Source organism: Dactylosporangium sp. NPDC049525, assembly GCF_040676755.1.
Taxonomy (GTDB): Bacteria; Actinomycetota; Actinomycetes; order Mycobacteriales; family Micromonosporaceae; genus Dactylosporangium.
Map to the genome: position 1 here is coordinate 194,892 of NZ_JBFAPO010000014.1, position 19,364 is coordinate 214,255.

18 protein-coding genes are annotated in these 19,364 nt (G+C 72.6%); 5 read left to right on the top strand and 13 right to left on the bottom strand.

The features are described from left to right. The first annotated feature begins 6 nt into the window (after positions 1 to 6). Positions 7 to 1,107, top strand: a complete 1,101-nt coding sequence (locus AB0K00_RS22080) for a hypothetical protein (RefSeq protein WP_363523366.1) — start codon at positions 7 to 9, stop codon at positions 1,105 to 1,107. A 21-nt stretch (positions 1,108 to 1,128) separates the two neighbouring features. On the opposite strand, the gene AB0K00_RS22085 is transcribed toward AB0K00_RS22080, so the two are convergent. Together AB0K00_RS22085 and AB0K00_RS22090 are read right to left on the bottom strand one after the other, a co-directional pair. Next, the gene (locus tag AB0K00_RS22085; RefSeq protein ID WP_363523367.1) at positions 1,129 to 2,256 is read right to left on the bottom strand and encodes a hypothetical protein; all 1,128 of its coding nucleotides are present in this window, start codon (positions 2,254 to 2,256) and stop codon (positions 1,129 to 1,131) included. Beyond that, a complete protein-coding gene (locus AB0K00_RS22090) occupies positions 2,253 to 2,756 on the bottom strand; it encodes a SigE family RNA polymerase sigma factor (RefSeq protein WP_363523368.1) in 504 nt (167 codons plus the stop codon). The genes AB0K00_RS22085 and AB0K00_RS22090 overlap by 4 nt, the downstream gene beginning before the upstream one ends. A 115-nt stretch (positions 2,757 to 2,871) precedes the next feature. Between AB0K00_RS22090 and AB0K00_RS22095 the strand changes: the two genes are divergently transcribed. Further along, a complete protein-coding gene (locus AB0K00_RS22095) occupies positions 2,872 to 4,341 on the top strand; it encodes a glutamate--cysteine ligase (protein ID WP_363523369.1) in 1,470 nt (489 codons plus the stop codon). Further along, the gene (locus AB0K00_RS22100) at positions 4,338 to 5,066 is read left to right on the top strand and encodes an enoyl-CoA hydratase-related protein (RefSeq protein ID WP_363523370.1); all 729 of its coding nucleotides are present in this window, start codon (positions 4,338 to 4,340) and stop codon (positions 5,064 to 5,066) included. The genes AB0K00_RS22095 and AB0K00_RS22100 overlap by 4 nt, the downstream gene beginning before the upstream one ends. On the opposite strand, the gene AB0K00_RS22105 is transcribed toward AB0K00_RS22100, so the two are convergent. The 8 genes from AB0K00_RS22105 to AB0K00_RS22140 form a co-directional block, all read right to left on the bottom strand. After that, positions 5,029 to 6,069 carry a hypothetical protein gene (locus AB0K00_RS22105; protein ID WP_363523371.1) on the bottom strand — a complete coding sequence of 347 codons (1,041 nt, stop codon included), beginning with the start codon at positions 6,067 to 6,069 and terminating at the stop codon, positions 5,029 to 5,031. The genes AB0K00_RS22100 and AB0K00_RS22105 overlap by 38 nt on opposite strands. 14 nt (positions 6,070 to 6,083) lie before the next feature. After that, on the bottom strand, positions 6,084 to 7,304 hold the full coding sequence (locus tag AB0K00_RS22110; RefSeq protein ID WP_363523372.1) for a glycosyltransferase: 1,221 nt from the start codon (positions 7,302 to 7,304) through the stop codon (positions 6,084 to 6,086). Between the two features lie 118 nt (positions 7,305 to 7,422). After that, on the bottom strand, positions 7,423 to 9,456 hold the full coding sequence (locus tag AB0K00_RS22115) for a glycosyltransferase family 39 protein (RefSeq protein WP_363523373.1): 2,034 nt from the start codon (positions 9,454 to 9,456) through the stop codon (positions 7,423 to 7,425). A gap of 142 nt (positions 9,457 to 9,598) precedes the next feature. Beyond that, positions 9,599 to 9,952: a helix-turn-helix domain-containing protein gene (locus tag AB0K00_RS22120; RefSeq protein WP_363523374.1), complete on the bottom strand. Its 354-nt coding sequence runs from the start codon at positions 9,950 to 9,952 to the stop codon at positions 9,599 to 9,601. An 11-nt stretch (positions 9,953 to 9,963) separates the two neighbouring features. Then, positions 9,964 to 10,659 (bottom strand): NRDE family protein, encoded by a 696-nt coding sequence (locus tag AB0K00_RS22125; protein ID WP_363523375.1) that lies wholly within the window; start codon positions 10,657 to 10,659, stop codon positions 9,964 to 9,966. 11 nt (positions 10,660 to 10,670) lie between these two features. Then, positions 10,671 to 13,160, bottom strand: a complete 2,490-nt coding sequence (locus AB0K00_RS22130; protein WP_363523376.1) for an EAL domain-containing protein — start codon at positions 13,158 to 13,160, stop codon at positions 10,671 to 10,673. A gap of 30 nt (positions 13,161 to 13,190) precedes the next feature. Continuing rightward, complete coding sequence (locus AB0K00_RS22135) at positions 13,191 to 14,909, bottom strand: S8 family serine peptidase (RefSeq protein WP_363523377.1); 1,719 nt, start codon at positions 14,907 to 14,909, stop codon at positions 13,191 to 13,193. A gap of 188 nt (positions 14,910 to 15,097) precedes the next feature. Next, positions 15,098 to 15,604: a PaaI family thioesterase gene (locus AB0K00_RS22140; RefSeq protein WP_363523378.1), complete on the bottom strand. Its 507-nt coding sequence runs from the start codon at positions 15,602 to 15,604 to the stop codon at positions 15,098 to 15,100. A gap of 66 nt (positions 15,605 to 15,670) precedes the next feature. On the opposite strand from AB0K00_RS22140, the gene AB0K00_RS22145 reads away from it, so the two are divergent. Next, positions 15,671 to 16,156, top strand: coding sequence for a helix-turn-helix domain-containing protein (locus AB0K00_RS22145; protein ID WP_363523379.1), 486 nt, complete (start codon positions 15,671 to 15,673; stop codon positions 16,154 to 16,156). Here AB0K00_RS22145 and AB0K00_RS22150 read toward each other — a convergent pair. From AB0K00_RS22150 to AB0K00_RS22160, 3 genes are read right to left on the bottom strand one after another with little or no spacing between them, the layout of a single operon-like run. Next, positions 16,149 to 16,970 (bottom strand): SDR family NAD(P)-dependent oxidoreductase, encoded by an 822-nt coding sequence (locus tag AB0K00_RS22150; protein WP_363523380.1) that lies wholly within the window; start codon positions 16,968 to 16,970, stop codon positions 16,149 to 16,151. The two genes, AB0K00_RS22145 and AB0K00_RS22150, sit on opposite strands and share 8 nt — an antisense overlap. Beyond that, entirely contained in the window at positions 16,967 to 17,611 is a 645-nt protein-coding gene (locus AB0K00_RS22155) for a DUF998 domain-containing protein (protein WP_363523381.1), read from the bottom strand. Before AB0K00_RS22155 ends, AB0K00_RS22150 begins: the two co-directional genes overlap by 4 nt. A 16-nt stretch (positions 17,612 to 17,627) precedes the next feature. After that, positions 17,628 to 18,017 carry a DUF4396 domain-containing protein gene (locus tag AB0K00_RS22160; RefSeq protein WP_363523382.1) on the bottom strand — a complete coding sequence of 130 codons (390 nt, stop codon included), beginning with the start codon at positions 18,015 to 18,017 and terminating at the stop codon, positions 17,628 to 17,630. A gap of 264 nt (positions 18,018 to 18,281) precedes the next feature. Between AB0K00_RS22160 and AB0K00_RS22165 the strand changes: the two genes are divergently transcribed. Continuing rightward, on the top strand, positions 18,282 to 19,244 hold the full coding sequence (locus AB0K00_RS22165; RefSeq protein ID WP_363523383.1) for a LysR family transcriptional regulator: 963 nt from the start codon (positions 18,282 to 18,284) through the stop codon (positions 19,242 to 19,244). Positions 19,245 to 19,364: the final 120 nt, after the last annotated feature.

The window sequence follows — 19,364 nt, forward strand, 5'->3', positions numbered from 1 at the left end:
CCGCGGGTGCAGGCGCACCACGCGTCGCACACGCGACTGCTCAGCACCGCCACCGTCCGCTCGGCCCGCACCGCCGGGGTCAACGCGGTCATCGTGCCGACCGCCCGGCCGTATGGTTACTTGCGCGACGCCGCCGAGCTCGTCAAGGACCTCAACTGCCAGCTCATCGTGCTGTGCAGCAAATGGGCCGACGCCGGGCGGGCGCTGGAGCTCGCCGCCGACGTCGGTGTCCGGGTGGTCACCGTCGACGTCGAACACGACCAGCCGCGGCTGCCGGAGCTGCGCACCTCGACGATGCTCACCGGACAGGGCTGGCGGCGCTTCTCCCGCAAGACCGACACCAGCCTGAAACGCAACGTCGGCCTCGCCCTCGCCCGCATGGTCGGCTGGCGCTTCGTGCTCTTCCTCGACGACGACATCCGCGTCGAGGAGCCCGGCGACATCTGGGACGCGGCCGCCCTCGCCGAGACCCACGCGGCCGTCGGCCTGGTCAACCACGGCTTCCCCGACAACTCCGTGGTCTGCCACGCCTACCGCAGGACCGGCGGCATCCAGGGCACATTCGTCGGCGGCGGCGCGCTGGTCGTGCAGGTCAACCGGACCACCTCGTTCTTCCCCAACATCTACAACGAGGACTGGTTCTTCCTGCTCAACGGCCATGGCATCGACCCCGTCACCATGGTCGGCAAGGTCACCCAGAAGGAGTACGACCCCTTCCGCGACACCGTGCGCGCCCGCGGCGAGGAGTTCGGCGACACCCTCGCCGAAGGCGTCTACGCGCTGCTGGACGACGGCAAGACCATCGACGCCGCCGACGCCGGCTACTGGGAGGGCTATCTCCAGGTCCGGCGGGACTTCATCCAGGAGGTCCTCGGGCGCCTGCCACGCGCCATCGTCGCCGACGAGGCCGAGCGGCACCGGATGGCGGCCGCCCTCGCCGGCGCCCACGGGCGCAGCCTCACCATCACCCCGGACCTGTGCGTGGAATACCTGCGCGCCTGGGCCGCGGACCGGCGGCTGTGGCAGACCTGGCTCGGCAAGCTGCCGCACAAGCCGTCGGCCGAGGCAGCGCTGCGCTACCTCGGCCTCAAGCCGCACGTCGCCTGAACCGCTCGGCATCGCCGTCGCTCAGCACCGCCAGGTCACGGCGCCGGTCTGGACGCCGCTGAACCGAATGACCGCGGCGATGGTCCTGCCGCCACCGCGGGTGATGCGCGTCGACTCGGCCTGTGCCGGCGACGGCAGCGGCTCGACGGTGCCGGCGTGCCAGACCGCCGGCCGGCCGGGGTCCTTGCCGCCGCCGTCGATCTCGCCGGCGAGCCGGCCCTCGCCCAACGCGGCCCAGGGCATGAACGTGCCGAGATCCTCCGTCTTGCCGGTGCGGATGTTGTACCGTCCACCGCCTCCCGCATTCAGGAAACCGAACGCCCAGTCGCCGGAGACGCCGGTCAGGTCCGAGAACTCCGTCAGCCACACGAGCGTCCCGTCCGGCCGCCTGAGCGCGGGCGTGCCGTTCGCCGAACCGGCCACGACCCCGTCGTCGGTGATCCAGCCCGGCTCGAAGTAGTCGGCGCGGCCCGAGATCAGCTGCGCGGTGCCGGGTGCCGACGCCGGCCACAGCACGGCTCCCAGCGGCGGACCGAGGGCCTGGATCCCACCCACGGCCGTGGTCGACCCGTCGTACGCCAGGCCAACGACGTCGCCCCGGGCGTTGATCGCCCGCGGCTCGACCCATTTCGCCTTCTCCGGCAGCCGCAGGAGGTCGGTGCGGCCGTCGCGGTACACCCAACCGATGTGCTCGGCGCCGAGCGGCTCGCGGCTGGACCAGCCGATCACCACCCCCGACGGGTTCACCGCGTGCGGCAGCGGATCCACGCCCGGCAGCCCGGTCATCTCCTGCAACGCGGCACCGTCGAGGGAGAGCAGCGGCGGCTTGCCCGAGCCATGGACCGGCCACGCGACGGTGAAACGCCCGGTCGGGTCGATGGCGTCGATCGGGGACTCCGACCGTTCGAGCGCGCAGACCCACGGCGGCATCGACGCCGACGGTGACGGCCGGGCCGGCTGCGACGCCGGTGGGCGGTCGACCGCCAGCGCCACCCCCGCGGCGACGACGAGCATCGCCGCGGTGAACGCGGTGACCCGCACCATGCGGTTGCGACGTTCCCGGGCCCGGCCGGTGCGGACCGCGGCCTCCAGGTCCACCATCGACGGCGGCAGTTCCTCGAAATCGGCCAGTTGCAACAGGTCACTCATGTCGTGCTCCCCGTGGAGACGTCGGCGCTGAGGTGGCGGCGCAGGGTCGCCAGACCGTCGGAGGTCTGGCTCTTGACCGTGCCCTCCGCGATGCCCAGCGTCGCCGCCACCTCGGCGACCGGAAGGTCACACAGGAACCGCAGGACCAGCACCGCCCGCTGGCGGGCCGGCAGTTTGCGCAGCGCGGCCCGCACGACCACCGCTTCGTCGACGGCCGGCCCCGAGACCGGCCGTTCCGGAAGCGTGTCCGTGAGCCGCACCCGCGACCAGGGCTTGCGCTCCTCGCGCAGGAACGTCCGGAGCAGCATCTTGCGGACGTACGCGTCGACGTGCTCGACGCCGCCGACGTGCTTCCACCGGGTGTACAGATCCGCCGCCGTGCTCTGCACGATGTCGTCCCCGCGGTGGAAGTCGCCGGTCAGCAGCGCAGCCAGCCGGCGCAGTTGCGGCATCCGTGTTCGCAGGTACTCGACGTACTCGCGTTCCAGGTCCTCACGCACGTGACCTCCTCAGCATCTTCAAGGCGTCGGGGGCGACGTCAGGTTGGGACGCAGGAGTAAAAACCTGCGCCACGTGGTATGCCAGAGGCACGGCTCCGGCGGAGGTGGGACATCCATGGGCAAGGACGTCGAAACGACCGAGTTCAGCCGTGAGGACCGTATGCGCTACCGCGACAAGGTGCGGCAGTGCCTCGACGCGTTCGCCAGGATGCTGGCCGACTCGCACTTCGAGGACGGCGACGGCATGAGCGGCCTGGAGATCGAGCTCAACCTCGTCGACGAGCAGCACGACCCGGCGCTGCGCAACCAGCGGGTCCTCGACGCGCTCGCCGACCCCGCGTTCGTCACGGAGCTCGGCCAGTTCAACATCGAGATCAACGTGCCGCCCCGGCGGCTCGCCGGCGACGGGCTCGCGGGGTTCGAGGAGCAGGTCCGGGCCAGCCTCAACGCCGCCGAGCAGCACGCGGCGAGCGTCGACACCCGGCTGGCGATGATCGGCATCCTGCCGACGCTGCGCCGCGACCAGCTCACGCCCGACGTGTTGTCGGCGAATCCGCGGTACGCGCTGCTCAACGAGCAGATCTTCGCGGCCCGGGGTGAGGACCTGCTGATCGCGATCGACGGGGTGGAGCGGCTGCACGTGCGGTGCGACTCGATCGCGCCGGAGGCGGCCTGCACCAGCGTCCAGTTCCACCTGCAGGTCGGCCCGCAGCAGTTCGCCGCGCACTGGAACGCGGCCCAGGCGATCGCCGGCGTCCAGGTCGCGCTCGGCGCCAACGCGCCGTTCCTGTTCGGCCGCGAGCTGTGGCGCGAGACCCGCATCCCGCTGTTCGAGCAGGCCACCGACACCCGCGCCGAGGAGCTGAAGTCGCAGGGCGTGCGCCCCCGGGTCTGGTTCGGCGAGCGGTGGATCACGTCGATCTTCGACCTGTTCGAGGAGAACGTGCGGTATTTCCCGTCGCTGCTGCCGATCTGCGAGGACGAGGACCCGCTCGGCGTCCTGGACGGCGGAGGCGTGCCGAAGCTCGACGAGCTGCGGCTGCACAACGGCACCGTGTACCGCTGGAACCGCCCGATCTACGACGTCGTCGACGGCAAACCACACGTCCGGGTCGAGAACCGGGTCCTGCCCGCCGGGCCGACGGTCGTGGACAGCATGGCCAACGCCGCCTTCTACTTCGGCCTGGTCCGCCGCCTCGCGGAGATGGATCGTCCGGTCTGGACGCAGATGTCGTTCGGCGCCGCCGAGGAGAACTTCCACACCGCGGCCCGCCTCGGCATCGACGCGTCCGTGTTCTGGCCGGGTCTCGGCGCGGTCCCGGTGACCGAGCTGGTGCTGCGCCGCCTGCTGCCCCTCGCGCACGAGGGCCTCGACGGGTGGGGTGTCGACCCCGGCCACCGCGACCGCCTGCTCCGCGTCATCGAGCAGCGCTGCCTCACCGCCCGCAACGGCGCGACGTGGCAGGTCGAGACCGTCCACCGCATCGCGGGCGCGGGTGAGATCGACCGCGACGACACCATGCGCAAGCTGCTGGAGGAGTACCTTCCCAGGATGCATTCCAACGTGCCCGTGCACGAGTGGTGACCGGCGGCGAGGTCCGCGTCGATGTGGACGGTGCGGTGGCGACGCTGCTCATCGACAACCCCGTCAAGCGCAACGCGTTGACCGCCGCCATGTGGACCGCGGTGCCGAAGCTGCTGGAGGGGCTCGCCGCCGACCCGGCCGTCAAGGTCGTGGTCGTCGCCGGGGCGGGCGGCACGTTCTGCGCGGGCGCCGACGTCGACGACGCGCCGGCGATCGCGGCCGGCGGTGAGGACAGCGTCGCCGTGCACGCCGAGCGGGCCCTGGCCGCGTTCCCGAAGCCGACCCTCGCCCGGATCGACGGGTTCTGCGTCGGCGGCGGGTGCCAGCTCGCGGTCGCCTGCGACCTGCGGTTCGCGGCCGAGGACAGCCGCTTCGGCATCACCCCGGCGAAGCTCGGCATCGTGTATCCGCGCTCGACGACCCAGCGCCTGGTCGCGCTCGTCGGGCCGGCCCGGGCGAAGCTGCTGCTCTTCACCGGGGAGCTGATCGACGCGCGGTCCGCCGAGCGGATCGGCCTCGTCGACGCCGTGCTCGCCCCCGACGCCCTGGCGGCGTCGGTGCGGGCCACCGCCGCCACCATCGCCGGCCGCTCCCAGCTCAGCGTCCGGACGGCGAAGGCGATCATCGACGGCTGGGACGGCCCGGTCCGGCAGGACCCCGCGGAGGTGGCGGAGGGGATCGCCGCGTTCAGGGCCCGGCGGGCTCCGGTGTGGCCGGCAGGCTGACCGCGCGGGGGCGGGCCGCGGCCACCGCGAGCAGGGTGCCGAGCACCCCGATCAGGCAGTAGCCGGACAGGACCAGCGCCGCGCGGCCCACCCCGACGCCGTCGAAGTAGACGATGCCCCGGATTGCCTCGGTGCCCAGGCCCGGCGGCAGCCACGGCCCGACGGCCCGCCAGAACGGCGGCAGCAGCGGGGCCGGATAGGCGCCACCGGCGCTCGGGTTGCCCAGCACCACGAACAGGAGCACGGCCAGGCCGGTACCGATGAAGCCGAACGCGGCCTGCAACGCCATCGTGAAGGCGCCCGACGCGAGGACCAGCAGCGCGCCGAACCAGGTCAGCTGCGCGAGGTGGCCGTCGATGGCGCCGTAGATCGCGCCGCTGACCAGGGCACCGCCGAGGCCGGACAGCACCGCGTAGGCGAGCAGCGACAGCAGGCGGATCACCGCGCGGTGCGGGTTGGCGGGGCGGGCGCCCTTGCTGGTGCTCAGCGCGATGGCGACGAGATACCCGCCGACGACCCAGCCGAGCGCGAGGTAGAAGCCGGACAGGCCGCGGGCGTCGCCGAGCAGCGCCGGCTTGACGTCCTCGACGGTGAACGCGCGGTCCTGGGCGTCCTCCAGCGGCGTGACGATCTGCTGCAGGACCTGCCCGACACTCGCGCCCGCGCCGCTGGCGATGATCAGCCGGTCGGTGGCGTCGGTCGTGGAGACGATGAAGGCGCCGTAGACCTCCCGGCGGTCGATCATCCGGCGGGCCGACGCCTCGTCGGGCACGCCCCGCGCGTCCAGAGGCGCCCCCGGCAGCGCGTCGAGCTGCCGGACGAGCTCGCCGAGCTGCTGCGCGGGCGCGGTGACGGCGATCGGGATCCGGTGCGGGGTCGGCTCGTGGAAGGCGCCGATGTAGCTGGCGATGAACGCCAGCTGCACGGCCAGGACCGCGAGGACCAGCGCGCCGGCACGCGGGGTGACCCCGTCACGTACCTCACGAAGAAAATCCGATTTCAACACATTTGACGGTATCAGGCCTTGCGGAACACCCACACCCGCATCAGCACGAAGCGCAGCACGGTCGCGGTCAGGTTGGCGATCACCAGGACCGTCACCTCCAGCAGGTGCGGGTGTACCGGCGCGACCGCCGCCAGCAGCAGCAGCGAGCCGGAGGTGAGCGCCAGCCCGAGCGCGAACAGCAGCAGGCCCTGCGCCTGGTGTCGCCCGGCGTTCGCGGCGCCCCGCACGGCGAACGTCAGCCGCCGGTTGAGCGCGGTGTTACCGACGGCGGTGACGAGCAGGGCCGTGAAGTTCGCCGCCTGCGCCCCGGTCGCCGGCCGCAGGAGCGCGAACAGCAGCAGGTACGCGGCCGTGGACAGCACCCCGATCGCGGCGAAGCGCAGCAGCTGCGACGGCATCGCCGCCGGTACGCCCGCCGCGACGAGCGGCTCCCGGCCGAACTTCGAACGCAGCGACTGCAGTGGCAGCGTCCCGTTGAGCAGCCCCCGGCCGAGCCGGGCGATGCCCTTGAGGTCGGCGACGGCGGTCGAGACGATGTCGACGCGGCTGTCCGGGTCGTCGACCCAGTCGACCGGGACTTCGTGGATGCGCAGCCCGGCCCGCTGGGCGAGCACCAGCAGCTCCGTGTCGAAGAACCAGCCGGTGTCCTCGACCAGCGGCAGCAGCTGCTCGGCGACGTCCTTGCGGATCGCCTTGAAGCCGCACTGCGCGTCGGAGAAGCCGACCTGCAGCGTCCCGCGCAGCAGCAGGTTGTAGGAGCGGGAGATGAACTGCCGCTTCGCGCCCCGGACCACCCGGGAGCTGCGGGCCAGCCGGGTCCCGACCGACACGTCCGAGTGCCCGGACAGCAGCGGCGCGACCAGCGGCAGCAGCGCGTTGAGATCGGTACTGAGGTCCACGTCCATATAGGCGAGCACCGGCGCGTCGGAGGCGTCCCACGCGGCCCGCAGCGCCCGCCCGCGGCCCTTCTCGGTCAGGTGCAGCACCTCGACGCCGGGCAGCTCGCCGGCCAGTCCGGTGGCGACCGCGAGGGTCCCGTCGGTGCTGGCGTTGTCGGCGACGGTGATCCGAAAGGGGTACGGGAACGTCGCGGCGAGGTGGGCGTGCAGCCGGCGCACGCACGGGCCGAGGTCGCGCTCCTCGTTGTGGACGGGGACGACGACGTCGAGGACCGCGGTGGTGGCGGTCAGGTCGGCGATGGCTGCTGCGCGCGGGAGCGTCGTTGTGGTCATGTCACCAAGGTCGGGTCCGCAGCTTCCGGCACCTTGTGGCGATCCTGTGCCCCACCTGTGAAAAGGGGCCGCCTCGGTTGAGGCGACCCCTTTGTGGACGTGCTTTTGTGGACGTGCGTTACGACAGGTCGTACACCGTGACGCCGCCGACCGTCTGCGCGGTGTAGTTGGCCGCGACCCACGTGGCGATCTCGGCGCTGACGCTGCTGCCGCCGTTGCTGCGCCCGCCGACGCCGGCGCCGCCGATGAAGTAGTGGATCTGGCCGTTCGCGACGTACTGCTGGAACTGCGCCAGGCTCGGCGCGGGGTCGCTGCCGTTGAACCCGCCGATCGCCATCACGGGCAGCTGCGTGGCCAGCTGGTATCCGGAGGCGCTGTTGGACCCGACGGCCGCGCCGACCCAGGTGTAGTCCGACGCGTTGTCCCGCAGCAGCGCGACGAGCTCCGCGCTCGGGGTGGTGGCGTTGAGCAGGCCGCCCATGCCGCCGCCCCCCATGCCGCCGCGCTGCCCGCCGCCGGGGAAGGTGCCGGTCGTGGTGCCGGCTCCGGGTGCGGTGCCGGCTCCGGGTGCGATGCCGCCGCCGGGGGGTATGCCGCCGGGACCGGTGCCGCCGGGGGGCGTGCCGCCGTTGCGGAAACCGCCGCCGCCCATGCCGCCGCGGCCGCCGCCGAAGGACGAGCCGGCCACCGCCGGGCCGGCCGTGACGATCGAGCCGCTGTGCGGCGTGGCGACGGTGTTCATCGAGTACGCGACGGGCCCGCCGAGCAGCGCGAACAGCGCCGCCACCGCGGCCGCGAGCCCGACCCGCCGCCCGATGACCCGGCCGAGCTGCTGGCTGACCAGCAGCCCCACCGCGCCCGCCGCGCCGGCGAGCAGGACCGCGACGCGCAGCCACGGGTGGAAGTCGGTGGCGCGGGCGAGCAGGACGTACGACCAGATCCCGCTGACCGCGACCGTCGAGGCGAGAGTGAGCAGCGCGAGGAGGTTGTCGCGCCGGCGCCACAGGGTCACCGAGCCCATCGCGACCAGCGCGCCGATCGCTGGTGCCAGGGCGATGGTGTAGTAGTCGTGGAAGATGCCCTGCATGGTGCTGAAGACGACGGCGGTCACCACCAGCCAGCCGCCCCACAGGACGTAGGCGGCCTTCCGCGTCGACCAGACCAGGCCCGCGACCAGGAAGATCAGCGCCGCCGGCAGCAGCCACGACGCCTGCCCGCCGGTCTGCCCGTCGAACATCCGCGACCAGCCGGTCGCGCCCCAGCCGCCGCCGTTGCCACCGCCCCCGCCACCCCCGCCGACGCTGCCGGTCTCGTTGCCGGTGATGCGGCCGAGGCCGTTGTAGCCGAGCGTCAACTCCAGGATCGAGTTGGTCTGCGACCCGCCGACGTAGGGCCGCCACGACGCCGGGGTCAGCTCGACGACCGCGACCCACCACCCGGCCGAGACGACCAGCGCCGCGCCGGCGATCAGCAGCTGCACGACCCGGCGCCCCCAGCCGGCCGGCGCGAACAGCAGGTACGCCAGCACGAACGCGGGCACCACCAGCAGCGCCTGCAGCATCTTGGTCAGGAACCCGAAGCCGACGCTGCTCGCGGCGAACACCAGCCACCAGGTGCTGCCCCGCTCCAGCGCCCGGACCATGCCGTAGACGCCGGCCACGAGCAGCAGCATGAGCAGCGCGTCGGGGTTGTTGAACCGGAACATCAGCGTGGCGATCGGCGTCGTCGCGAGCACCGCACCGGCGAGCAGCCCGGCCGCCGGCCCGTGCCAGCGGCGGACCGTCAGGTACAGCAGGCCGACCGTCGCCACCCCGATCAGCGCCTGCGGCACGAGGATGCTCCACGAGCTGAGCCCGAAGATCCGCACCGACAGCCCGGTCACCCACAACGCCGCCGGGGTCTTGTCCACGGTGATGAAGTTGGACGCGTCCGAAGAGCCGAAGAACCACGCCTTCCAGCTCTCGGACCCGGCCTGCGCCGCCGCGGCGTAGAAGGCGTTGCCCCACCCGGAGGCACCGAGGTTCCACACGTACGCCACCAGCGTGCCGACCAGCAGCACCCCCAGTGCCGTCCGGACCCAGACCGGGTCCCGCGGCGGCGTGTCCGTGGGTGCGTGGGGAATCGCAGCGGTGCGGCTCAGCGTCGTCGTCATGCAGCCGAGACTGCGACCCGCCCCTGCCAGCACCTTGGGTCCGACCTGTGCGCCACCTGTGAGTCCATCCCCGCCACCGGCACGCTCACGGCCGGAGCAACGCCGCCGACGACAGCGGCAGCAGGGCCGTCAACACCGACGGTCACGTGGTGCCGGCGCGACGGCGGGCGGCCACGGCCCGGCGGGCCTCCCGCAGCTCGCTCAGCGTCGATTCGAGATCGCTCTCGTCGTCGAGGTCGACCGCCGTGGCCTCCAGCGCCGCATACCTGCCGCTGTCGAGCAGCTTGATCACCGTTGGGCGGCCGACCCCCAGCAGGTCCGCGGCCTGCTGGGTGGTCAGCGTCTGCGAGTGCGGCACCACGGTGACCGCGAGGCCCTGCCTCAGCGCGTCGACCACCTGATGCAGCACCCGATAGAGCGTGGGTGGTAGCTCGACCCGCTCGCCGGGGACCGAACTGGCGAGGTAGTAGGTGGCCCCGTGGTAGCCGCCGAGCATCGTTCGTTCGTCTAGCGCCGATCGGGGAGGGGGATCTCGTGCCAGGTGGCGGTGAGGCCGGGGGTGGTGGCGAAGTCGTAGCGGGCGGTGTCGTGGCCCAGTGCGACCAGGCTGGCGGAACCGGAGCCGTACTCCAGGCCGTCGACCGAGTGATGGACCAGCAGGGGGCGCGGGGCTACCCCCGTGAAGGTGCCGCCGGCCAGCAGGGGCACCCAGTCGCCCCAGGCGTCGGCGGTGGAGAGGCCCGGCACGGGGTCGGGGCTGGCGGCGGCGCGCAGCGGGGCGAAGGCGTTGACGTCGACGCCCTGGTTGACGATCACGTGGTCGCCGGGGGACAGGGTCTGCTGGGCGAGGTCGGTGCCGTTCCAGGACAGGACGGTGACCTCGGTGGGCGTCGCGCGTACCAGATGGAAGGCGTCAAATCCGGAGAAGTCGGCGGGCAGGGGTCCCAGGGGCAGGGTGCCCCGGGTCGGGCGGTCGCCGAGGGGTGGCAGGTGCGGGAAGCCGTTGAGCAGGGCCGTCACCACCAGGCCGGCCGGGTCGACGGCGAGCCAGGTGCCGCCGCCGGTGCTGTCCCGGCCTCCCCAGCGGCCCGGCCAGTGCTCGGCGGGCGGCTCCCAGGGGCGGGCCAGGTACTCGTCGCGGACCGCGGCCAGCAGGACGGGCCAGGGGGCGGCGGGGTCGAAGCGGAGGAGCACGGTGCACATGCGGGAGAAGGTTATGCCTGTCCGAGTTGCGGCACCCGTGCGGCCAGCCAGTCGGCGAACTCGTCGGCCGGCAGGGGCTTGGAGATGAAGTAGCCCTGGACCAGGTTGCAGCCCTCCAGGCGCAGGTGGTTGAGGGTCGGTTCGTCCTCGACGCCCTCGGCGACGACCTCGAGGTCCAGGGCGTGTCCGAGTTGTACGGCGGAGCGCACGACCGCCCGGTCGCGGTGGTCGACGGCGATCCGCTGGACGAAGGACTTGTCGATCTTCATCTCGTGGATGGGGAGCTCGCGGAGGCGGCCGAGCGACGAGTACCCGGTGCCGAAGTCGTCGATGGAGAGCTTGACCCCGAGGGCGTGCAGGCGGTCGAGGGTGACGAGGCTGCCGGCGGGATCGTCCATGATGCTGCTCTCGGTGATCTCCAGGGTCAGGGCGCTCGCCGGTACGCCGGCCTGGCCGAGGAGCCGGGCGACGATGTCGGCCAGGTCGGCCTCGTGCAGGCTGTTGGGCGAGAGGTTGACCGCGACGTGCATGTCGTGGCCCATGCGGCGCCAGGACGCGCAGCGGCGCAGGGAGACCTCCAGCACGTGCAGGGTCAGCGGCCGGATCAGGCCGGAGGTCTCGGCGAGGGGGATGAACTCGTCAGGCGGGACGAAGCCGTGCGCGGGGTGGTGCCAGCGGGCGAGAGCCTCGGCGCCGCGGACGATGCCGGTGGCGGTCTCGAGCTTGGGCTGGAAGACGACGACGAGGTCGTGGCGCTGGATGGCCTCGCGCAGGTCGGCGACCATGGCGAGCCGGCGCGGGCTGTTGCGGTCGTCGTCGGGCTGGTAGACGCGCACGCCGGTGCGGGTCGTCTTCGCCACGTACATGGCGACGTCGGCGCGCTGGATGAGGGTCTTCGCGTCCTGGCCGTGCTCGGGAGCGAGGGCGATGCCGATGCTGACCCGGGCGTTGAGGCGCAGGTGGCCGATGGCGATCGGCTGTTCCATGGCGGCGGCGAGGTCGTCGCCGACGGACACGGCGACCTCGCGGGTGCGGATGCCGGGCAGGAGCACGGCGAACTCGTCGCCGCCGAAGCGGGCGACGGTGCCGCGGTCGCCGAGCCGGCCCTGGAGCCGGTCGCCGACCTGCCGCAGGAGCGTGTCGCCGATGTCATGGCCGAGCGCGTCGTTGACGTCCTTGAACCGGTCCAGGTCCATGAGCAGCACCGCGACCGGCATGCCCCGCGCCCGCAGTTCGTCGGTGAGGGCCTGGAAGCGCTGCCGGTTGGGCAGGCCGGTGAGCGGGTCGTACAGCGCCAGGTGTTCCTTCTGCGCGACCTCCTGCCGCAGCTCGTCCAGCAGCCTGGCCTTGGTGAGGGAGAGGCTGGCGTGGTTGGCGAGCGCCTGGAACAGCCGCACGTGCTGCTCGCCGAAGGTCGGGATGTCGGGGAGGCTGTCGGCGACGAACAGCACGCCGGTGGCGCCGTCGCTGAGCGGCACGGGCACCGCGATGCCGTCGACGATGGATCCGACGACCCGGCTGCCCTTGGCGACCAGGACAGGTGTACCGCCCCGGGCCGGCTGCCACCACGCGGTCTCGGGCAGGACGTCCAGGACGGTGGTGTCGAGCTGGTGCCGGCCGTGCATGCGCATCCGGACCTGGGTGCCGTCCGGGCCGGGCATGATCAGCTCGGCGCGTTCGGCGCGCAGCTGGTCGCGGGCCTGTTCGAGCACGATGCGGGCGACGCCGCCGGTGTCCAGGACGCCGTCGAGGGCGCGGGTGAAGGCGTAGAGCTCCTCGACCTGCTCGTGCCCCTGGCTCTGGCTGACAAAGGAGCGGTAGGCCTTGTACGTGACCGCCGAGACGATCGCGAGCAGGGCGATGGCCCGCGGATCGCGGTCGATGGCGAGGGTGCTGATCAGGCCGATGCTGGTGGTGATCGCGACCAGCGGCAGGCTCTGCAGCGCGTTGGGCAGGCGTTTCCACTCGCTCGGGTCATCGTGCAGCGCGATGACGGCGGTGACGAGGACGGCCGCGATGACGTCGGAGAGGATCATGACGAGCAGGACGTAGAGCCACTGCATCGGGCCGACGTCGCCGGGTTCGGAGCCGGCGAGGCTCCGCAGCATCACCGACGAGGCGGTGGTCTGCACGCCGAGCAGGGCGACGTTGAAGCCGAGCTTCACGCCGCGCTGGCCGCGCAGGAGGACGAGGCCGAGGCCGCCGCCGAGGAGCCGCACGACGAGCAGGAGCGTCGGGTCGATCGACAGCAGGCCGAGGACCATGGGGATCTCGCTGAGGCTCATCGCGTGCCCGCCGCGGCGGACCCGGATGTGCACGGCGAAGCCCTCGGTGACGGCGAACGCGGCGCCGAGCAGGACCAGCGGCAGCGCGTCGGGGCTGGCGGGCAGGCCGCCGTGCTGGATACGGAGGCCGTGCGCGACGACGGTGGCGACGCACAGCCAGAGGCTGAGCGCCGCCACCCGGGCGTCCGGGCGATTCCACGCACGTGCTTTCTTCATGACCGTCCCGGAATCGCCTTCTTAGTACGGTTACTGCCAGATGGAGGCGGACCAGTAGCTTCCACTCCAAGTTCGGCCGCTCCACGTGCTACCTGACCAAGTTCGACCACTCCATGTGCGGCCGTCCCAGACGGCACTGCTCCAGGAGCGCCCGGTCCAGGAGCGACCGGTCCAGTTGGTGCCGGTCCAGCCGACCGCGACCCAGCTGCGGCCGGTGGTGCTGGTGCCGCTCAGCGCGGTGCCGGTCCAGGTGGCGCCGTTCCAGGTGCCGCCGGTCCACGCGGTGCCAGCGGTGGCCGCCTTGGCCCAGTTGGTGCCGGTCCAGGGGCGGCCCATGATGTCTTTCTCGCCGGTCAGGTCGGCGCCGGTGACCGGGTCCGAGACGTGCGCGGAGCCGCGGGAGGACTCCAGCGAGCCGGTGCCGGTCGACGCCGCCCAGGTCTGGGTGGCGGTGGGGGTCGGCGCCTCGATGGCCTTCTTGATGTTGAGCTGGCCGGACCCGCGGCCCAGGACGTCGCCGGCGGTCATCGCGTCGGCGGTGCTGACGAGCAGCTTCTTGACCTGGTCGGGGGTGAGGTTGGGGCGCTGCTGCAGCAGCAGTGCCGCGGCGCCGGAGGTGATGGCGGCGGCCTGTGAGCTGCCACTGCCGCGGAAGTACCGGCCGGTCGTGTCGCCGGGCACGAGCCCGGTCGGGTAGTTGACGTCGACGTAGGAGCCCGGGTCGCGCAGCCCGACGATCGACCGTCCGGGGGCGGTCAGGTCGGCGGAGCGGGTGGTGTTGCCGCGGGTACTGAAGTCGGCCAGGACGTCGTCCGTGCGCGATTCGGTGCCCTTCGAGTCGGCGGCGCCGACCGCGATGACATACGGGTTGGCCGCCGGCATCGACAGCGCGGTGCGGGTCTTGCCGTCGTTGCCGGCGGAGACCACGACCGTGATGCCCTTCTTCCAGGCCGCCTCGACCGCGTGGGAGAGCGGGTCGAGCTTCTCGTCCTGATACGTGTCGGTGCCGAACGACAGGTTCAGCACCTTGATGTTGAGCCCGGCGTCGTTGCGATGCGTGACGACCCAGTCGATCCCGGCGATGACCTGGGAGACGTCGGTGGCGCCGTCGGCGGTGGCGACCTTGACGCTGATCAGCGTCGAGGTGGGCGCCATGCCGGTGAAGTTGGTCGGGGAGTCGACGGTCCGGAAGTTGGTGCCGGGGTCGCGGCCGGCGATCAGCCCGGCCATGTGGGTGCCGTGCCCGAATGTGTCGGCGTAGCGCAGGTTGGGCGACTGCGACTCGAACGACAGGTCCGGGCCGTTGATGATCCGGCTCGGGTCGTTGAGCCCGGCGACCTGCGAGACGCCGGAGTCGATCAGGGCGATGCCGACGCCGGTGCCGCCGATCGGCTTGCCGTTGGCGTCGTCCTTCTTCCACACGTCCAGCGCGCCGGTCGCGCGCACGACGCTGAACATGGAGTTGGCGTCGCCGTCGGCGCGCCATCGTTCGGCCTGGAGCGCCACCTCGCCGTCGAGGGTCACGGAGCGCACGCCGGGTGCGGTCCTCAGGGCGGACAGTTGGGTGTTCGGTACCTCAGCCGCGAAGCTCTCCACGATCGACAACGGCCGGCCGACCTTCCCGCCGGCGCGGTCGACCGCGCGGGCGGCCGCGACGGCGTCGTCATACGCGACGATGACGCGGGTCAGATGGTCGGTGGCCGAAGCTGTCGGTGATGCCGCGGCTGCCGGCACGCCTGGGACGGCCACACCCGCGATCGAGATGATCGCTGCTGCGGCGGCACCCACTGCGCTCCGGTGTCTGCTTGGCATTCGGTCCCCTTCCATGGGTCGACGACTCGCCGTGATCCATGGTTCAGCAGACCGTGTTGGAGCGTTGTCACCAGGTTGGACACTCTTCGCTGGTCAGTGCCTACGCAGCGTGGTGCCGATCACGTTCAGCCCAGCTCGAACAGCATGCAGGTGGAGGTGGCGTGTGCGACCATCCCGCCGCGGGCGTCGGTGATCACCGCCTGCGCCAGCGCGGTCCGCCGCCCCTTGGACAGCACGGTCCCCTCGCAGGTCAGGACGCCGGACGCGATCGACGCCGGACGCAGGAACTTCGTGGTGAGGTCGAGCGAGGTGTACCCGACGCCGACCGGCAGCGTGGAGTGCACGGCGCAGGCCGCGGCCGTGTCGAGCAGCGTGGCGAGCACCCCGCCGTGCACGCTGCCGAGCGGGTTGTAGTGGAACTCCTGGGGCTCGAGCGTCACGACGACCCGGCCCAGCTCCGCCTCGATCCGCCCGGCGCCCATGAGGTGCGTGATCGGCGGCGCGGGCAGCTCGCCCCGGGCCATCGCCTGCAGCAGCTCCAGGCCGCTGCGGCGGCCCAGCTCGGCCGCGTTGAGCATCGGGTCGGACCAGGTGAACGTGCGGCTGCGAACCTCATCCTGAGTCTGCGTCATAGATGCAGCCTGGCGGCCGACAGCTGGATCTGTCAATCAGACTCAGGTGCGGGTTAGCCTTTCAGGATGAGACCTGCGGCACTGGACTGGTCGGTTGACAACTGCACCATCGGCGCGGCGATGGCGATCCTCGGCGAGAAGTGGACCGTCGTGGTGCTGCGCGAGGTCTTCAACGGCATCCATCGCTTCGACGACATGCGCGAGCGCACCGGCATCCCTCGCCAGGTGCTCACCAACCGGCTCGGCATGCTCGTCGACAACGGCGTCCTGCGCCGCGTGCCCTACCGGGAGCCCGGCTCGCGGGCCCGCGACGAATACCGGATCACCGAGAAGGGCTTCGACCTGTACCCGCTGCTCGTCGCCGTCCGCGAGTGGGGCGACCGGTACCTGGCCGGCCCGGAGGGTCCGCCGCTGGACACGATCCACCGCGGCTGCGGCGCGCCCGTGCACGCGGTGCTGGTCTGCGAGTCCGGCCACGACGAGATCGCCCCGCGCGACGTCGTGCCGGTGCCGGGACGCGGCGCCCGCCGCCGCGTGCCGGTGGCTACGTGAGCTTCGCGGCGGTGAGGGAGGACTCCCAGAGCCGGGCAGCGCGCCGCGGCGACGTTGCCCGGGGCGTGGCGGCGAAGGGCTGGCGCAGGAAGTAGTAGCCGCCCGGGGACAGCTCGGACTCCGGCGCGTCCGCGAGCCAGAGCAGGGTGTCGATCGCGCGGGACGGGGAGGCGAAGAGCACCGGGATCAGCTTCCCGAGCATGAACAGCGGGCTGGTCGCGGCGAACCGGCTCCGCACGAGCCCCGGGAAGAACGCCGTCGGCAGGACGCCCAGCGGGGTCCAGCGGCGCGCGGCCTCCAGGGTGAACAGGATGTTGGCCTGCTTCGAGGAGCCGTACGCGAGCCAGCGGCTGCGATGCCACAGCGACTCGCGCAGCGGCCGGTCGACGTCCAGGACGCCCCAGGCCTCGGCGAGCGAGGCGGTCGTGATCAGGCGGGCCGGGTGGCCCGGGCGGGCGGCGGCCGTCAGGTGGCCGAGCAGCAGGTGCGCCAGTTCGAAGCCGGCCAGGTGATTGACCCGCAGGCAGGTCGCGCCCCGGAACAGGCCGCCGGCGTTGTTGACCAGCACGTCGACGCGGTCGCAGGCGGCGACGACCCGGGCGGCGGCGGCGCGGACCTGGGTCGGGTCGGCGAAGTCGGACCGGATCGCGACTGGATCCTGGGCGCCGGCCGCGCGGACCGCTTCCAGCGCGGCGGCCAGGCGGCCCTCGTGGCGGCCGAGGAGGATCACCCGGTCGCCGGCGGCGGCGAAGCGCCTGGCCGCGGCGAGGCCGATGCCGGCGCTGCCGCCGGTGACGACGACCGTCCGGGTCACGGTTTCGCGCGCAGGTGCACCGAGGCGGTGTGCACCAGCCAGGCCGAGACGGCGGCGAGGGCGGCGCGCTCCATCAGGCCCGTGAACAGGCCACGGCCGAGGAGCAGGATGCCGATCGCGGACAGGATCAGCGGCGGGAAGGCCAGGAGCACCCCGAGGCGCCCCGCCCGGCGCAGTGTGGTGGCGTCGGGCTGGGTGGCGTACACCAGGATCGCGAGCGCACAGAGCAGCAGCGCGCCGATCGCGCCGGTGGCGTGGATCAGGTCCCGTGGCTGCGGCGACTCATACGGTGGCAGCGGGCAGCCGGGGGAGCAGGTGACTGCGCCGGACAGGGCGGCCAGGGGAGCGGCGAGCGCGAGCGCGGCGGCGGCCAGGCCGGCCGGCACCGCGGTGGCGAGCCGGCCGGGCAGGAGCAACCGTGTTGTTCCGGTGTGCCTGGCCGGCACGGCGAGCAGCGCGAGGGACGCCGCCAGGACCAGCATGCTGACCCGGTAGAGCGTCGGGTGCGGTGCGCCGGCGACGCCGGACTCGCTCACGTAGCGCCACGGCGCCGAGCCGGCCACGGAGACGGCCAGCCCGATCGCGCCGGTCGCCGCGAGCGCGGTGGCGGCACCGGCGCACCAGCGGCGGGGGGAGGGCACCCACCCAGCCTACGACTCAGTGGTCCGCCGGGTGCTGGGCCGAGTGGTCGTGGGCCGAGTGGTCGTGGGCCGAGTGGTCGTGGGCCGAGTGGTCGTGGTGCTGGTGGACGACCGCGTGCCCGCGCCCGCGGGCGATCAGGAACCGGTTGACCGGGACCGTCACCACGAACGCCACCGCGAGGGAGAACGCCAGCGTGAGCCAGAACAGGGCGCTGGACAGGCCCGCCGCCATGGCGCCGGGGACGGCGAGGATGACGGCGTTGTCGACGACCTCCATCGTGGCGATCGAGGCGGTGTCGGCGGCCAGGGTGACCGTGACCGCGGCGCCGAGCGCCAGTCCGGCGGCGAGGACCGAGCGCAGGGTGAGTGCGTAGCCGAACACGAACGCGAGGGCGACCGACAGCACGACCGTGGCCAGGTTGCCCCAGCCGAACGCGGTGCGAGCACCATGCCGAGGACCTCGCCGATCGCGCAGCCGGTGAGGCAGTGCAGCGTCGCGGTGATCGCCTGCCGCGTCAGGGACGGTGTTTCCATAGCACGACCATATACCCCTGGGGGGTATACCGGCAATCGACAGGCGTGTTTCGATGATGTGTCGATCTGCGAAAACGGTGAGTCTCGATGGCTCGGGGCTCTTCTCACCATCCGGTAGACGTCCTACCGTCTGCATATGGATCTGGAGCTGCGGCACCTGCGAGTCGTGTGCGCGATCGCGGATGCCGGCAGTGTCACCAAGGCCGCCTCGGTGCTGGGGCTTGCCCAGCCGGCGTTGACCGCACAGTTGCAGCGCATCGAGCGCGCACTCGGCGGGCTGCTGTTCGAGCGGGACCGGCGCGGGGCCCGGGCGACGCCGCTGGGTGAGCTGGTGCTCGCCCGGGCGAGGGTGCTGCTGCCGGCGGTGAAAGGCCTGCAGGACGAGGCAACCCGGCTGGCCAGCACGAAGGACCCCGCCGGGCGGTACCGGATCGGCGCGGTCAACGGGCCGATCCTCGGCGGCCTGGTCCACCGCATCAGCAGCAACCATCCGGGCGCCCAGGTGAGCACGCACGCGTCGTGGTCGGCATCGGAGCTCGGCGACCAGGTCCTCGCCGGCAAGCTCGACTTCGTCCTCGTGGGCGCCTGCGGCGACGCGCCACCCGCGACGGACAACGGCCTGGCCTGGCGGGTCGTGGCCGCCGACCCGGTGTTCCTGCTGCTGCCGGAGGGGCACCCCCTCGCCGACCGCGACGAGGTCGACCTGGCCGAGCTCGCCGACGCCCAATGGGTCGCGGCGCCGGGTGACGGCTGCTTCTCGGCCTGCCACGCGGCGGCCTGCGCCAGGGCCGGCTTCACGCCGAAGGTGCTCTTCGAGACCGAGGTCCGCGGCGCGATCGACCTGATCGAGTCCGGCGACGCCGTCGGCCTGTGCCAGGCGACGCTGCGGCCGATGGCCGGGCTGGCCGCGGTGCCGATCGTGGGTGCGCCGCTGCACTGGCGGCAGATGCTCGGCTGGCTGCCCGACGGGGCGGCGGCCGACGTCGCGGGACAGGTCTGGGCGTATGCGATCGAGGCGTACGCCGACGCGGTGCGCAAGAACGACCGCTACACGGCCTGGCTGGGCCGCCATCCAGACCGCAGGGGGCTGGCCCTGTAGGGCCGGCCCCCTGTCGGGTGTTTCTTCGCGGCTACCCGGTGAAGGTTGCCGTGATCTGGGTGAATTGCCAGTTGTTCTGGGCGATGCCGCTGCAGTTGGAGACGACGCCGCCGCCGGGGC

Excerpts from the sequence above, each read along its gene's own strand:
- AB0K00_RS22095 (WP_363523369.1), top strand. The coding sequence starts at position 2,872 with ATGGGCAAGGACGTCGAAACGACCGAGTTCAGCCGTGAGGACCGTATG.
- AB0K00_RS22140 (WP_363523378.1), bottom strand. The coding sequence starts at position 15,604 with ATGACGCAGACTCAGGATGAGGTTCGCAGCCGCACGTTCACCTGGTCC.
- AB0K00_RS22085 (WP_363523367.1), bottom strand. The coding sequence starts at position 2,256 with ATGAGTGACCTGTTGCAACTGGCCGATTTCGAGGAACTGCCGCCGTCG.
- AB0K00_RS22110 (WP_363523372.1), bottom strand. The coding sequence starts at position 7,304 with ATGACCACAACGACGCTCCCGCGCGCAGCAGCCATCGCCGACCTGACC.
- AB0K00_RS22120 (WP_363523374.1), bottom strand. The coding sequence starts at position 9,952 with ATGCTCGGCGGCTACCACGGGGCCACCTACTACCTCGCCAGTTCGGTC.
- AB0K00_RS22130 (WP_363523376.1), bottom strand. The coding sequence starts at position 13,160 with ATGAAGAAAGCACGTGCGTGGAATCGCCCGGACGCCCGGGTGGCGGCG.
- AB0K00_RS22165 (WP_363523383.1), top strand. The coding sequence starts at position 18,282 with ATGGATCTGGAGCTGCGGCACCTGCGAGTCGTGTGCGCGATCGCGGAT.
- AB0K00_RS22115 (WP_363523373.1), bottom strand. The coding sequence starts at position 9,456 with ATGACGACGACGCTGAGCCGCACCGCTGCGATTCCCCACGCACCCACG.
- AB0K00_RS22125 (WP_363523375.1), bottom strand. The coding sequence starts at position 10,659 with ATGTGCACCGTGCTCCTCCGCTTCGACCCCGCCGCCCCCTGGCCCGTC.
- AB0K00_RS22145 (WP_363523379.1), top strand. The coding sequence starts at position 15,671 with ATGAGACCTGCGGCACTGGACTGGTCGGTTGACAACTGCACCATCGGC.